At 35.4% G+C, this 15958-nt stretch carries 10 protein-coding genes; 3 read left to right on the plus strand and 7 right to left on the minus strand.

Annotation, left to right across the window (positions count from 1 at the left end):
* Positions 1 to 63: 63 nt before the first annotated feature.
* The 7 genes from KORDIASMS9_RS15525 to KORDIASMS9_RS15555 all read right to left on the minus strand — a co-directional run bounded on the left by KORDIASMS9_RS15525 (position 64) and on the right by KORDIASMS9_RS15555 (position 10295).
* Positions 64 to 963 (minus strand): GNAT family N-acetyltransferase, encoded by a 900-nt coding sequence (locus KORDIASMS9_RS15525; protein ID WP_114903717.1) that lies wholly within the window; start codon positions 961 to 963, stop codon positions 64 to 66.
* 208 nt (positions 964 to 1171) lie between these two features.
* A complete protein-coding gene (locus KORDIASMS9_RS15530) occupies positions 1172 to 2347 on the minus strand; it encodes a P1 family peptidase (RefSeq protein WP_114903718.1) in 1176 nt (391 codons plus the stop codon).
* 81 nt (positions 2348 to 2428) lie between these two features.
* Complete coding sequence (locus tag KORDIASMS9_RS15535; protein WP_114902588.1) at positions 2429 to 3961, minus strand: IS1182 family transposase; 1533 nt, start codon at positions 3959 to 3961, stop codon at positions 2429 to 2431.
* A gap of 606 nt (positions 3962 to 4567) precedes the next feature.
* Positions 4568 to 5137: a hypothetical protein gene (locus KORDIASMS9_RS15540; protein ID WP_114903719.1), complete on the minus strand. Its 570-nt coding sequence runs from the start codon at positions 5135 to 5137 to the stop codon at positions 4568 to 4570.
* 249 nt (positions 5138 to 5386) lie between these two features.
* Positions 5387 to 6514 (minus strand): T9SS type A sorting domain-containing protein, encoded by a 1128-nt coding sequence (locus tag KORDIASMS9_RS15545; RefSeq protein ID WP_114903720.1) that lies wholly within the window; start codon positions 6512 to 6514, stop codon positions 5387 to 5389.
* 487 nt (positions 6515 to 7001) lie between these two features.
* A complete protein-coding gene (locus tag KORDIASMS9_RS15550) occupies positions 7002 to 7532 on the minus strand; it encodes a hypothetical protein (RefSeq protein WP_162819992.1) in 531 nt (176 codons plus the stop codon).
* Between the two features lie 507 nt (positions 7533 to 8039).
* Entirely contained in the window at positions 8040 to 10295 is a 2256-nt protein-coding gene (locus KORDIASMS9_RS15555; RefSeq protein WP_240321063.1) for a beta-N-acetylhexosaminidase, read from the minus strand.
* An 81-nt stretch (positions 10296 to 10376) separates the two neighbouring features.
* Between KORDIASMS9_RS15555 and KORDIASMS9_RS15560 the strand changes: the two genes are divergently transcribed.
* The 3 genes from KORDIASMS9_RS15560 to KORDIASMS9_RS15570 all read left to right on the plus strand — a co-directional run bounded on the left by KORDIASMS9_RS15560 (position 10377) and on the right by KORDIASMS9_RS15570 (position 15938).
* Complete coding sequence (locus KORDIASMS9_RS15560) at positions 10377 to 13331, plus strand: GH92 family glycosyl hydrolase (RefSeq protein ID WP_114903723.1); 2955 nt, start codon at positions 10377 to 10379, stop codon at positions 13329 to 13331.
* Between the two features lie 167 nt (positions 13332 to 13498).
* Positions 13499 to 14509 (plus strand): N(4)-(beta-N-acetylglucosaminyl)-L-asparaginase, encoded by a 1011-nt coding sequence (locus tag KORDIASMS9_RS15565; protein WP_114903724.1) that lies wholly within the window; start codon positions 13499 to 13501, stop codon positions 14507 to 14509.
* Between the two features lie 115 nt (positions 14510 to 14624).
* Positions 14625 to 15938: a sugar MFS transporter gene (locus tag KORDIASMS9_RS15570; RefSeq protein WP_114903725.1), complete on the plus strand. Its 1314-nt coding sequence runs from the start codon at positions 14625 to 14627 to the stop codon at positions 15936 to 15938.
* The last annotated feature ends 20 nt before the right edge of the window (positions 15939 to 15958 follow it).

Genomic DNA, 15958 nt, shown 5'->3' on the forward strand with positions numbered 1-15958 from the left:
ATCTAAGAACCAAGTAATGAATTCAATACTGTGCGATGCATATTTTTTATCGAGTCTGCTTTTTCAAGCGTGAGATAAAACTGGAAAACTCCATTTATTATTTTTGAAATAGTTAGCCATATCTTTAATTACAAAGAGTGTATCTCCTGTTTTTAACAAACTTCTTTCGTAATCGGTTTCATCAAATGGCGTAAATCCCAATATTACTCTTTTTATAGTTTCATCCGTTATTCGTTGAATTACATCGTTAAGTTGAACTCGTTCTTTTGAAAATACATCGCTTAAATAAAGCGTGTCATCTTCGATATCCATAATAATAGCAGTATTGAGTTTTTCGAGGTAATAAATACTATTTTTCTTATATGATAAACAATAAAACATAATTAACGATGTATTATTTTGCATTGACACTTTGGATATTGGACTTGTATCGTTTACGATACTTAGAAATAACTCCCTGTCAAATTTGGCATCTATATTAAGTTTTTTTAATGATGAATTTTGAGTTTTACTAGTGCTTAGCTCTTTCGAATATTGGTATTGATCTGTAATCTCGAAATTAAATTTTGGATAGAAATCAAGAACACTATCGTTTGCAAATAGATATATAAAGTCAGACTGTTCTTTCCATTCATTTATTACTTCCTCCATAATGAACTTGCTAAGACCTTGATGTCGATACTCTTTGTGTGTCATTACAGTACCAATTTGAACAGCTACTTTTCTCTCATTTTCAATAATAAACTCCATTTTATTAACCGAAACATTTGATATCACTTTATTTTTATGCAATAACGAATATGGAATGTAATTGTCATTCCAGTAACCATTTGAATACCATTTTTCTAAATCGAATTGAAATACTGCCTGAGTCAGCTCATTGAAACTCGCTCTAATTTCTTGGTTGTGTTTAAAATCTTTTACAAACCTGTAGTTTGTATTGTTGACTTCTATAAGTTTCATAAATGTTTACTTTTTCACCTAGTACCATTTAAATGTAAATTGGTATAATTCTCTAAAGGTTTTTCTAATTATGTGCAACGTGTTTGTGTATGGTTTGTTGCGTGTTTTAAGCACCTAATTTAGCAAATACAAATCGAATAGAAAATCCGAGAGGATTTTCGTAAGTAGGCGAGTACTAGCAATGAATTATACATGGTGTTGTACCACGTTATTCTTTCAGGCGATTATATTTTTTCAAGGTTTCAATAAGTAAATCGTGCGGTAAAGCATAGGCTTTATTTCCGTTAATTCCTTCCATAGTTTCAGCTGCTACCATTGCATTGATAATTGCTTCCTCTACTGCTTGAACAGTTGCTTCAAAAACTGGCATTAGTTGGTCATTAGGTAATGATTCAACAGTTGTGGTTTCATCTCGATTAAATGCGTTTTCATTTGCAGTAGAGAATGCCAAAAAAATATCTCCAGAGCCATTACTTCCTCGTCCGCCAACAATTCCAACTCCTAGTGGAATTCTTTGAGCGATTTTTTTTAATTGATGAGGCAAAAGAGGTACATCTGTTGCTATTATTACTATAATTGAACCATCTCCTTCTTGTCTCCTAGATTTCGGTGGCGCATTAAACTTGTAGTTTAAAGTGTCTTTTAATTCAACTCCAACTGGAACTCCCGCTATTGATAAATTTCTCTTGGCTCCGAAATTGGATTGTACAATTGCTCCAACTGTATATGTCGAATCCTTAATTTTAAAAACTCTAGAAGACGTTCCTGTTCCCCCTTTAAAGCCCAAGCACATCATTCCCGTTCCTCCACCAACATTTCCTTCAGCAATCTTTCCACTTGAGGTGTTTTCTATAGCTTCTAGTACGTGCTCTTCTTTGACGTGGAAACCATATATGTCATTTAGAAAACCATCATAAGTTTCAGCTACTACAGGATAGGTGTACCACCAATTTTCTCCGCTATACCAATCTGACTCTACATACCACTTCAATACTGCGTCTCGAACAACTCCAACACTATTGGTGTTTGTAATCATAATGGGTGTTTCCAAAAAACCTGATTCTGTTACCCAAGTTGTGCCAGTCATTTCTCCATTTCCATTAAGACTATACCAGTTAGCATATACTGGACTAAATTTTTTGGACTTTCCTCTGGGAAATATTGCAGTAACGCCAGTCCTTATAGGTCCTTTGCCAATAATGTTTTCTCCTTCTCCAGAAATTATAGTACTATAACCTACTTCAACTCCTTTAACATCCGTTATGGCATTAAATTCGCCAGTCTTACCAACAAACGGAACTCCTAAATCTCTTGCTCTTGGTTTTTGAGCATAAGATTGAGAATAAATTAGGGATACTAAAAAAACTATAAATACTCTTTTCATATTGGTTGGTTTTAATGTGGTACAACGTCAGTCTGTCTCAAAACTACCTATTAAGATTCTAATTTACACTAAATTTTAAAATTACGCAGCTATTTTAAATACTTCTTGTCTTTTATAGAATAATGATTTTAACACGCCAATATTGCTCTTTTTGGGCTCATGTAAGCGGTTGAGCCTTCTAAAATGGCACAAACAGTGTTTTTTGCTACTCCTTGAAGCTTTACGGATATTGATAATTCTTTTCAGATTATAGGCTAAAGCAATCAATCCAAAATCAGCAGATGCCGATTCAATTGTTCGTTTCGTAATAATATAATCAAAACCCCATTGTCTTTTAATGGTTCCAAAGGGATGTTCTACGATAGCTTGTCGCTTTTTGTATGTTGTTTCATTGGTTTTTACTCGTTTTGCATTGGCTTCAATTGCATAGGCATACTGACTTCGCTGTACGATCTTTCCATTGACTTTAGCTGTTGTACATAAGTTCCTAACAGGGCAAGTTTTACATGCCTTGGTTTTATATTGTTTGAACTTATAGTTACGTGTCTTATACCAATTTTGGTTACTTGTTAGTTCTTGTTCTTTTGGGCATATATAACAATCTTTGTGCTTATCATATTTAAAATATTCTACATTATATTTAGGATCAGGAGCTTGACTGGCTCTTCCTATATTTGGTATAGCTACTAAAGTTTTTATTCCTAATGTATGTGCAGTATCAAATTCACTTCCTGTATGATATCCTTTATCGTAAAGAGCTGTAAACTGATGATGCCTTAAAATAGATTTAGCTCTTCTGAGCATCATTCCCATTGCTTTTTTATCGTTTTGATTGGTCACTTTATAATCAATAAGTATGTTATGTTTTTCGTCAACAGTAGTTTGTGCAGTATAGCAAACTTCTGTTATCATTCCTCTTACTATTTGATGTCTGCTGTCTGGATCACTCGTAGATAACTGAGGATTTTCAGTAGTTGTATCAGCTTCTAATTCTTGCTTTATCTGCGTATACTTAACTTGATGTCGTTTATGATTTTCAATATTTTTCTGAATTTGAGCTTTACTATCATTATCAGCAGTAGCCAATTCTGCATTGTATTGTGATAGTTTTTTATCAATATATGCTAAATGCCGTTCAATCTTTTTCTTATTGTAATTATTCTTCTTGCTATTCTGCGCTCTTAATTTGGTAGAATCACCCGCGATAAGAACTCCACCAATCAAGTTAAAGTTCTTTGCAATGGTTACACTTTGCCTGAAAACTCGTTTGATAGCTTTTGGATTTTCTTTTCTAAAACGCGCTATCGTATTATGATCTGGTTTAAGATTTTTCAAAAGCCACATCACTTCAATATTTCGGGAGCATTCTTTTTCCAAAACTCTGGAGGATCGAGTGCGATTCATATACCCATAGATATATAACTTTAGTAAATCAGCAGGGTTGTAAGGTGGTCTTCCTTGAGAAGCTATGGCATCAAAACCTAATTCTTGCAAATTAAGTGTGTTGACAAATTCGTCTATAAATCGTACTGAATTATCTTGAGGTATCATATCGTCAAGACAAGTAGTATATAATGTAAGTTGTGTCCTAGAATCTCCTTTTAAATATTCCATACTTAAATATCGGAATATTTAAGATAAATAGAAAATTATGTGTGGGTTTTGAGACAGTCTGACGTATTTGTGTATGATTTTTTGCGGGAAAAGGATGCTAGTTCTTTTCTGTTTATGCGGAAAGATAATTAATAAGATTGAATTTCCGTAGAGAAAATTCAGCCGCAATTAATTATACACCTTGTGGCTGTTGCACAAGTCCAAGGTAAAGAATTATTATTTATCTTAATATATGCAAGGCAAGAAAATCTATCAAGAAAAGTTATTCAACAATTTTCAGTGAAGTGGTCGTATTCCTAAAGAGAATTTTTATCGTCGTTTATCTTCTTAGCTGGATTAAGACTATTTTATGAACTTACTGCTTATAACTTGAAGAAATACCTGAAATTCATCACAAAAACTACAAAAAGTGAAGCCACATCACTTACTTTAGTCATTTCCAAAATAATGCTACTATTTGGCAACTATATCTTGATTGTAAGCGATATTAATTTTAGAACTCTGTAACGAGAGTCAAAAGAAAGACACTCTTAAAAGTGCTAAGAATGCCTTGTTTTTTTTGAAATTATAGGGTTGCGCAACGGTTACCGGTGTTGGCATTAGTTTTTAATTCCGATTAATTGCTAAAACCAAAGTCGAATTCGGTAAAAGTTTTATTGCTTTTCTAATTTTGCTATCATAACGATTCATTAATTCTATTTCTTTAGTAATTCTTATAATTAGATATTCAGCACTATTTTCAGACTTATAAGAGTATTCAAGTCCATTAATAACTAAATCACACGCTCCATCGATTAACGATAAATCATAATATTCTCCTTTGAATTCAATTCCGATTGAGTTTGCGTAAGCGTAGGTTTCGTATTTAATTTCCGTTTTTCCGCTTGTTGTTTTTCCAGTATATTTTTTATAACTCACATCATAAACTTCGTCTTCATCTTTTTCTATTTCCAATTTTGCGTAACTGCCTTGAAAATCTAATAAAGATTCCTTGTTTTCAGAATCTCTCACAATTAAAACTCCGTTTATAGTTCCGCTAAAATTTCCTGATTCCATATTCTGAAAAACAGAATCAAATCCGTTTCCATCAATTGCACGTGAAGAATATTCTTGTCCAAAACATTGAAAAGAAGCAAAAATCAGTAATGTTATGATTAGTATTCTCGGTTTTTTCATAATTGTAGGTAACGGACTTGTGTTTGAAACGTAGCGTGTAAAAAGACACTAACTTTTCGGATTAACACAGAGCCAAATTTTTATATTTTGTTTTAATTTATCAGTCTTAAAAGCCAAATTTAAAAATTTGACGTTGTTTATGAGAAAGTACCAATCTTTAAATTTGACACTTAGTAGCTATGTTTTTATACCCCTTGTTACTGAACGTGTTTTTAACCATTCTACTTTTTAATTAAAGATAAATTACATTTATTTTTTGATTATTCTCTTGGTATAATATGTTGAGTCAGTTTCTATAACCAAAAAGTACACTCCATTACTTAAATTACTCATATCTACGGAATATTTTTCATTAATGGTATGTTCTATTTTGACGTGGAATTGGGATCCGACAATGGAAATAAGTGAAATATTTTTTATATTTTCTTTTGTGTTGACAATTATTTTTGAGGACGTAGGGTTTGGAAGAATAGTGAAATTATTATATTCAAATGTGTCATTGGATAAAGTAGCGGTGTCAAAGGAGAATCCTGTAGCTGTATCGGTAGCTATGGGATTACCAACGGAATCTTGATATTCTAGGGTTATATCGTAAATACCATCTTCTAAACTGTTTGAGCTAGCGATAAGAATTTCTGGAGATGATGCAAAATTTAATCCGTCAATGTTTCCACTAAAAGAGGTTATATTCGATAGTGTTAAAACAGTATCATTATTACTTGCATCAGTAAATGTTAATTTAACAGTTCCTGCAAGAGGTGTTTCTGGAATTGTAAATTGTAAGTCTATTATTGAAGATCCTGCTATCGTAGCAGCGTTATCCATAGGACTAATAAGTAATGGAGGCAAGGTAATGGAATCATAAGTAATATTAGTATTGATATCACTAAGAAAGGGATTCCCTGTTGTATCCAAATACGCTAATTGTACAGAATAGGTGTCATCTGGCAAAACAGAAGAATTACTAGAGGCAACAAAAGGACTGTTTGTGATATCAGAAACATCAAGAGTTGTACTATGTTGTCCTGCATTTTCAAAGGTGTTATTAAAGATAACTACGACTATCGATGATCCTGTAAATGTTAACGTTACGCTTCCTGGCATTGCATCTAAGGGTAATGTAAAATCTACAAAAATATCATTAGCATTAGCGGAATTGGAAGGAGGAGAATTGAGGGTCGGAGTACTTAAAACTACTGAAGTACTTCGACAAACAGGATTGAAAGAAATATGTTCTAAACTATTTACTTCTGCCGATGCATTGTAACTTCTAACTAGAGGATTACGATAGTTATGAGCTTGAGTAAAAAACCAAGAAAATAGGATCATAGACACGGTAATTATTTCTTTCCATTTAAAAGTGTAGTGTTTTTTCATTTAGAATTATTTTTTATTCAATTTATAAAAATATAGAGTATTGCTAAAAATTAAAGGAACTTATGATCAAGTACTAAACATTTTGCTTCGGTCAAATATATAGTTTTCTAGAATATATTTTTAACCATTTTAATTCTCCCTCAAACCCTTTGCAAATTCTTCTTCAAAACGGGTTCGATTTTTGAATTTCACCTACGTTTAGCATTTCAGATTTCACTAGCATCATTCGTTTTCACTTCAGCTTGCGTTCAACTTTTTCGCCTCAGTTTGCGTATCTACATTCAAGGATATTACGCCACTTAGCCGCTAAGCTTCGTTATACTTATAACATTCTCACTATGTTCTGTAACGTGTTCGTGTATGGTTAGTTGCGTGGTTAAGCAACTAATTTAGTAAATACAAACCGAATAGAAAATCCTCGAGGATTTTCGTAAGTAGGCGAGTACTAGCAATGAATTATACACGTTGTTGGCTGTAGTTTTTATTTTCAAATATATAATTTCCAATTTCTGTCTGTTTTAAATCCATGCTCGGGTTCTGCAATCTTTTTAATTTCCTTTTTATTTTTCAATTCATATTCAAAGTGCTCAATTTGTTTCTCTTTTAAATAGTCTATCTTACTTTTTCCGCTATTTTGATTCCAAGGTTCACAGTCACAAACTTTACAAATATTGTTTCTAACAGCCACAATTCCACAAACTTCGCAAGATTTCAGAGAGTCAATAATGAAATTTACTTTTTTAAAATCAAATTGCTTAAATGATTCAGGAATATTTTGGATAAATTCAAACCAACCAATTTGGTCATCATTCAAAGCGATTTCGTTTTCGGCTGTTTTTACAATTAGGACTTTGTCATTATTCGAAAAGCGAATTGATTTTACGTCATTCCATTCAAGTTCTTTAGGTTTAGCACCAAAAGGTTCATTTATCACAAATCCACTTTTAGTCAACTCGATGTCAGTTATCGCATTCGACAACTTTTTGAAAAGAAATTTTCTCATTAAGTATCCTACCATAGGGTTTGTTTAAATTACAGCCAACGTATGTATATACGGAATTCCTGTTTTTATACTAAATATGATAAATAACAGGAACTAATTTCATTTCAACTTCCTCTTATTTTCCATAAAAGTAAAACAAAACGTACACTTATACAATGTGGTTTTCCGTAAAGCTTTTTTTAGTACTGAGAATTGAGAAGTTAGTATTGAGTATTGAGAAGTTTCGAAGATCAATTCAACATCCAATAGAAAAAATATAAAATGTAAAACTCAAAATGTGTCACATCGAGCGCAGTCGAGATGTAAAATGTAAAAGTATTTTTACGAACAACGAACAACGAACAACGAACAACGAACAACGAATAACGAATAACCAATAATGAATAATGAACAACAAACAACGAACAACAAACAACAAACAACGAACAACGAACAACGAAATTTAAATTATAAATGTTAAATGCTGAATTTTAAATGAAAAAAGTATCCTAACTAACAACAGGAGCAAAGCGACCAACCCAATCACCTGACAACAATCTCATCCAAAAACGTCCACGCTTTGTTTCCTGCACCTTGCAAACCTTCAGGAATGGTTCCGTAATTTGGAATGAAAATTTCAATATGTTTGGTCGTAATTTCTGGAATTTGAAACGTATGCGGAATTATTGTAGCTTCACTTGTAGCAATTTGGTTGATTTGATGCAGCGTTCTGCCATCTTCTTCGTTTACATAACTCACACCAATTTCTTTCGGCGCATAAATCCACTGTCCGTTCGCATTGTAAAAACGTGTAGCAATACTACTAATTTTTTTAGGTGCGTCAAATTGTATGGTAATTGTGACATCTTTTCCCCAGAACCCTAGCCATTCTTTATCACCATAGCGTGTATCGCTTCCAGAAATTCCATTAATTAAACCATCTTTTCCGCTTCCAGCATACGCTTTGTGTGCTTTTGGTTCGAGTGTGATGGTGGCACCAATTGCTTTATGCTGATTAAATGTCAATGAAAAATCGCGACCTAATTTTTCTTTTTCGTCAAAAACTGCGGCTTTCAATATCGTAGAACCCTCAATTGGCAACACATTTGTATATTTTTTCGATTGTAAATTAGGAGACGATTCATCTGTTGTGTAACGAATTGTTTTGTCTCTAATAACCGTTTGTAAGTCAAACACCATTGTATTGTTTCGTTTGGCAACTTCCCCTTCAATCTCATACAAATGATTGGCATACTTTACGTTTTGCGCATCCAAACGCTTGTGAAACTGCTCCAAGCCATTAACAAAAAAATCATAATCTCTTCGTTCTGGAATTGACCAAGCAACTTCCGCCATGGCAATCGCTCTTGGAAATGCCATATATTCTACTTTTTCAGGAGAAGTAATATACTCCGTCCATACGTTTCCTTGTACACCTAACACATGTTTAGCTTCTTCTTTGGTTAATTCTTTCGGAATTGGAGTAAAATTGTATACTTTTTTCAACGGCAAATAACCACCAATCGCCAACGGTTCGTCTCCATTATCTGATTGATAGTAATCAAAATACGCATGCGAAGTTGGTGTCATAATAACGTTGTGACCTGACTTTGCAGCTTCAATAGCACCATTCATGCCGCGCCACGACATTACGGTAGCATTTGGCGCCAATCCGCCTTCCAAAATTTCATCCCAACCAATAATTTGTTTGCCTTTGCTATTGATGTATTTTTCCATACGCGTGATGAAATAACTCTGCAAACCATGTTCGTCTTTTAAATCTTCCTTTTTGATCAATTCCTGACAATATTCACAAGCTTTCCAACGGGTTTTGGGTGCTTCATCGCCACCAATATGAATGTATGTTCCTGGAAACAGCGGCATGACTTCATCCAATACATTTTCTAAAAACGTAAAGGTTTCTTCGGAAGGACAATATACTTCTTCAAAAACGCCCCATTTGGTCGCTACGTTCACGTTTTCGCCTGTACAACCCAAATTCGGATAGGCGGCAATTGCTGCTTGTGCATGTCCGGGCATTTCTATTTCAGGAATTACGGTAATAAAACGTTCAGCAGCATAGTTTACAAGCTCTTTAACTTGTTCCTGTGTGTAAAATCCGCCGTAGCGTTTGCCATCAAACTGTTGAGGTGCATCGTTGTAATGTCCCATCAACGTTTCATCGCGAAAAGCGGCAACTTCTTGTAACTTGGGATATTTCTTAATCTCAATGCGCCAACCTTGATCGTCTGTTAAATGCCAATGAAAAGTGTTCATTTTCAATTGTGACATGAGATCAATATATTTTTTGATGAACTCAACGGAAAACATGTGACGTGAAACATCTAAGTGCATACCGCGATACACAAACCGAGGCGCATCTTTTACAGTAGCATTTTGAAGTTGAATTTCCGTATTTGGAAACGTCTTATTTTCTACCGTTGGCGGGAAAAATTGGCGTAAAGTTTGAAATCCGTAAAAAGCACCTTTTGGAGTTTTCGCTTTGATTCTGATGATAGAAGAATCTATACTCAATTCATAACCTTCGTCATTTTCAATAGTTTGATCGTACGTAAAAATAATTGCATTGCGTTTAGGCATACTGTGTACTATTAGCCTAAAACCTAATTTTTCTTCCAGATAACCATTAAAAAAATCTGCCACAGCATAGAGTTCTTCATCTGCATGAAAAGTAACATTTTTATCAAGTACAAAAGTACCTTCTTGCATTGTAAAATCATTCGGAATAGGAATAATATGTGGTTTAATTGCGGGTGTTGGTTTTGAACAACCAATCAAACAAAACAAAATTAACAACCTGAAAATAAAAGTACTTTTCATTTTAGTATATTAGATGCCATAAATTTAGCAATCTATTTAATGAAACTCTCATACATCGCCATTTTTGTGGTCATTTCACTGTTTTTTAGCTGTGCGAATGATCAAAAAACACACATTGCTCAAAAAGATCAATCACTCATCAACTATGTAAATCCGTTTATTGGTACAGGCGGACACGGACATACGTATCCAGGCGCCACGATGCCGTTTGGAATGATGCAACTCAGTCCTGACACACGTTTGGACGGTTGGGATGGCTGCTCAGGCTACCACTATTCGGACGAATATATATATGGATTTTCGCATACGCATTTGAGCGGAACTGGTGTTTCAGACTATGGCGATATTTTGCTAATGCCAACGAATGAAGTGAATTTTAATAACGGTTCAAATGGAAAAAAAGGCTATCGTGCACATTTTTCACATGATAAGGAAATAGCAGAAGCAGGTTATTACAAAGTATTTTTAGACAGTACAAATATTCAAGTAGAATTGACGGTTTCGGAACGAAGTGGCATGCACAAATACACATTTCCATCTGCGGAAAATCAAGTTGTGATGTTAGATTTGGTACATCGAGATAAAGTATTGGATGCTAAAATCGAGAAGGTTTCCGATACCGAAATTGTTGGCTATCGTTTTTCAGAAGCTTGGGCTAGCGATCAACGTGTATTCTACGTACTAAAAACGTCACATCCGTTTGATGATATCTTGCAATCGCCACCAACACAAGGAATGCCAGGCGCAAGACGATCAGCACTGACATTTAAAAACCCAAACAATGAACCAATTATCATTAAAATTGGAATCTCTGCGGTTGATGTGGAAGGCGCACGAAAAAACTTAGAAACTGAAATAGGAGCGAAGTCGTTTGACGAAGTGAAGCAACTAGCACAAGACACTTGGGAACAACAATTAGAAAAAATTGTGATTGAAAGTGACAATAATGATTACAAAACAAACTTTTACACTGCGTTGTATCACACGATGCTTGCGCCAAATCTATACCAAGATGTAGATGGTCGTTACCGCGATATGGACATGAAAATTCATCAGTCTAACGATCACACACATTATACGGTTTTCTCGTTGTGGGATACGTATCGTGCGGCACATCCGTTGTATACGATTATTGAACAAGAGCGCACGAACGATTTTATTAAAACGTTTATTAAAAAATACGAATCGGGTGGCATCATGCCCATTTGGGATGTATCCGCGAATTACACAGGTTGTATGATTGGGTATCACGCCGTTCCTGTCATTGCAGATGCGTACATGAAAGGCATTCGCGACTATGATGTAGACAAAGCTTTTGAAGCCATGAAACATAGTGCGACGCGTGATAAATTAGGCTTGGACTCTTATAAGAAATTAGGCTACATTCCTGTAGAAAAGGAATCGGAGTCGGTTTCTAAAACCTTAGAATATGCGTATGACGATTGGACCATTGCGGAAATGGCAAAAGCCATGGGAAAGACAAACGATTACGAAACCTTCATTAAACGTGCACAATTCTACAAAAATGTATACGATCCAGCAACACAGTTTATGCGCGGACGTTTCCGAAACACATGGTTTGCACCGTTTGATCCGTACGAAGTCAATTTTAACTACACGGAAGCCAATTCGTGGCAATACAGCTTTTATGTACCGCAAGATGTTTCTGGTTTTATAGAATTGTTGGGCGGAAAAGACAAATTAGAAGCACAATTAGACAAATTATTCACGGCAAAACAAGCAACTTCAGGACGCAATCAGGCAGATATTACAGGATTGATTGGACAATATGCACACGGAAACGAACCGAGTCACCACATGGCATATTTGTATAATTTCATCAACAAACCTGCAAAAACACAGCAATATGTGCATCAAATCTTAACCACACTTTACAAAAACGAACCTGACGGCGTTTCGGGCAATGAAGATTGTGGACAAATGAGCGCGTGGTATGTATTGAGCAGTTTAGGATTCTATTCCGTAACGCCAGGAAGCAACGAATACATCATTGGAACGCCGTTGTTTGACAAAGCCACCATCAATCTTGAAAATGGCACAACGTTTACCATAACTGCGAAAAATCTCTCGAAAGAGAACATATATATCAAAGCAGCCACATTGAATGGAGAAGTGTATTCAAAATCATTTATTGAGCATGAAGCGATTCTAAATGGAGGAAATTTAGTTTTTGAAATGACCAACGAGCCAACCAATTGGGGAACGCAAGACGAACACATTCCGATCACGGAAATTACACAACACAAAATAGTGCCGTCACCATTTATAGCCAAAGGTGCTATTGCGTTTAAAGGAAATACGGAAGTAACTTTACAAACAGTTGATAAAGATGCTACTATTTTTTACAAATTGATGAATCCAGTGCAAGCTGCGATGCCAGATTTTAAGGAATACACGAAACCGTTTGCAATCTCTGAAATGAGTTTCTTGGAAGTATATGCGCAACGTGACGATGAAAAGAGTCCCACAATTGCGACAACATTCTTTAAAATTGATCCGAATTTAAAAATAAAACTCGAAACAGAATACGCAAATCAATACAATGCGGGTGGACAAAACGCGCTGATTGACGGCATTTTAGGAACAGAAGATTTCCGAACTGGAACGTGGCAAGGCTATTTTGATAAAGATGTGATTGCTACGGTCGATTTAGGAAAAGTAAAACCAATCAATACGATTCAAGTAAATTTCTTGGAAGATCAGAAAAGCTGGATATTTCTTCCAACCGAAGTTGAATGTTACGTGAGCGACAATCCAAACCGTTTTTACAAATCATTACCAAAACAAACCTTTGACGTTACCAAACCCAAAGAAGGTGCACATATTAAAAATGTAAGGTTTGATATGAGAGGCTACAGCGCACGTTATGTAAAAATTGTAGCAAAAAAATTAGGTGTTTTACCAGCATGGCATTTGGGGCACAAACACGATGGACGCAGTTGGTTGTTTGTGGACGAAATAGAAATAAAATAACGTGTAGAGTGCCGAGATATAAATGAAATACATTCATCAAGGCTTCTCGACTGCGCTCGAAGTGACAAAATTAAATAGTATCAAAAGAAGTCAAAATACGATTGCCAGTTTTTCATTTTATTCATTTAATTTGAAACATGTGAAAGGCAGCGTTTAAAACTAACAACATGAAACGAAGAAAGTTTATTCAAAATGCTGCATTAACAGGCTTAGGACTTACGGTAGGTGCTGCATTGACCGCTTGCGCAGATGATGAAAAATCCAAAGAAAAGGCTGCGGCTACCAAGTTTACATCTGACGTAAAACCTAGCATACCGATGGTGATTGCTACATGGAATGTGCCGAATGCCACGAAAAAAGCATGGGAAGTTATAGAAGCTGGAAATTCAGCATTGGACGCTGTAGAAAAAGGCGTAATGGTAGAAGAAGCTGACGTAAACAATCAATCGGTTGGAAAAGGCGGTTTGCCAGATAGAGATGGAAATGTAACGCTTGACGCGTGTATTATGAACAAAGATGGCGATTATGGTGCGGTTGTCTGTATCGAAAATATCAAACATCCAATTTCGGTCGCTAGAAAAGTGATGGAAGACACGCCACATGTGCTATTGGCAGGAAATGGCGCGAAGAAATTTGCGATAGAAAGTGGTTTTACACCAGAAAACCTTTTAACAGAAGCTTCCAAAAAAGCGTGGGAAAAATGGAAAGTTGAGGCTAAATACAAACCAATTATCAACGTAGAAAATCATGATACCATTGGAATGTTAGCGATTGATAAAAAAGGAAATATTTCTGGCGCGTGTACCACAAGCGGATTGTCTTATAAAATGCAAGGTAGAGTAGGAGATTCGGCAATTATTGGTTCCGGATTGTTCATTGACAATGAAGTAGGCGGCGCCACCGCCACAGGAATGGGCGAGGAGGTTTTAAAAACTGTCGGAAGCTTTTTAATTGTAGAGTTGATGCGACAAGGGAAATCGCCACAAGAAGCCTGTGAAGAAGCCGTAAAACGCGTCATTAAGAAAAGTCCAAATTATAAGGATTTTCAAGTGGGCTACATCGCTGTCAATAAAAAAGGAGAAACGGGCGCGTATTGCATTCACGAGTGGTTCAACTATACGACGTATCAAAATGGAGAAAATGTGAATCATAAATCGGATTTTTATAATAAGCAGTAGTTAGATTTTAGTATTGAGTATTGAGTATTGAGTATTTAGTATTGAGAACTTTTAAAATACAAACAACACTTTGACAGGCTCAGTGTAAACAAAAAACGAACAAATAACCACCAACATGAACACCAACAAATCATACAAAAGTGCTTTTATATTTTTAACATCCTTATTTTTTCTTTGGGGATTTATTACGGTGTTAGTCGATCCACTAATTCCAAGATTGAAAGAAGTATTCGAATTGACCTATTTTCAGTCAGGATTGATACAATTTGCATTTTTTGGCGCGTATTTATTACTCTCCATTCCCGCAGGATTTATTTTGTCTAAAATTGGTTATAAAAAAGGAATCATTCTCGGTTTGATGATCATGGGAACTGGCTGTTTATTGTTTTATCCAGCAGCTTCATCACGATTGTTTGTCCTTTTTCTGTTAGCTGTATTTGTACTGGCAAGCGGAATGACCATTTTGCAAGTAGCCGCGAATCCGTATGTTACTGCGCTTGGTTCAGAAGAAACAGCTTCAAGCCGATTGAACTTGTCGCAAGCTTTTAATTCGCTCGGAACTGCGATTGCACCTGCAATTGGCGCGATGTTTATTTTAAGTGATAAAATTAAAACGAGTGATGAAATTTCGCTATTGTCAGAAGCAGACAAAGAAGTCTATTTTGCTGCGGAAGCCTCAAATGTGCAATTGCCATTTGTGGCAATAGGTGTGTTTACGTTGATTTTAGCTGGAATTTTTATCTATGTAAAACTGCCAAAGTTATTGCAAAAAGCGCCAAAAGGTGGATATCTCAGTTTATTGAAAAAGCCTTCGTTAGTGATGGGCGCAATCGGAATTTTTGTATACGTTGGCGCAGAAGTTGCCATCGGAAGTTATTTGACGAATTATTTTAGAGATATGAATCTGGCAGAAGCCATCATGAACAGTCCGACAATGAAAAGCATTTCAGAATGGATTGTTGGTTCGGATTTGGCGGAATTAGATTCAAAAGCGATTGTTGGTGCATTTGTCACATTTTACTGGTCTGGCGCGATGATCGGACGTTTTATTGGCGCGTATTTAACCAAAATATTAGATCCAGCAAAAGTATTGATTAGCTTTGCCATCGGTGCATTATTAATGATTCTCATTTCCATGAACACGGTAGGTTTTGTATCTATGTGGAGCATTCTCGCAGTTGGATTGTTTAACTCCATCATGTTTCCAACAATCTTCAGTTTGGCGTTGAGCGGATTGGACGAATTGAAACCACAAGCTTCAGGTATTTTGTGTACCATGATTGTTGGTGGCGCCATCATTCCACCATTGTTTGGATTGTGTACAGATACCTACGGGTTTAAAACCGCATTTATTCTAGTATTGGTTTGTTATGGATATATTCTATTTTATGGGTTTATGAAACGTAAAAAGCCCGTTGTTGCATCATAATCTAACGGAAAGTATGGTTG

Origin of the sequence: Kordia sp. SMS9 (assembly GCF_003352465.1) — a bacterium.
Lineage (GTDB): Bacteria > Bacteroidota > Bacteroidia > Flavobacteriales > Flavobacteriaceae > Kordia.

Coding starts and splice junctions, on each gene's coding strand:
- KORDIASMS9_RS15570 (WP_114903725.1), top strand. CDS start 14,625: ATGAACACCAACAAATCATACAAAAGTGCTTTTATATTTTTAACATCC.
- KORDIASMS9_RS15560 (WP_114903723.1), top strand. CDS start 10,377: ATGAAACTCTCATACATCGCCATTTTTGTGGTCATTTCACTGTTTTTT.
- KORDIASMS9_RS15535 (WP_114902588.1), bottom strand. CDS start 3,961: ATGGAATATTTAAAAGGAGATTCTAGGACACAACTTACATTATATACT.
- KORDIASMS9_RS15530 (WP_114903718.1), bottom strand. CDS start 2,347: ATGAAAAGAGTATTTATAGTTTTTTTAGTATCCCTAATTTATTCTCAA.
- KORDIASMS9_RS15565 (WP_114903724.1), top strand. CDS start 13,499: ATGAAACGAAGAAAGTTTATTCAAAATGCTGCATTAACAGGCTTAGGA.
- KORDIASMS9_RS15525 (WP_114903717.1), bottom strand. CDS start 963: ATGAAACTTATAGAAGTCAACAATACAAACTACAGGTTTGTAAAAGAT.
- KORDIASMS9_RS15545 (WP_114903720.1), bottom strand. CDS start 6,514: ATGAAAAAACACTACACTTTTAAATGGAAAGAAATAATTACCGTGTCT.
- KORDIASMS9_RS15550 (WP_162819992.1), bottom strand. CDS start 7,532: ATGGTAGGATACTTAATGAGAAAATTTCTTTTCAAAAAGTTGTCGAAT.
- KORDIASMS9_RS15540 (WP_114903719.1), bottom strand. CDS start 5,137: ATGAAAAAACCGAGAATACTAATCATAACATTACTGATTTTTGCTTCT.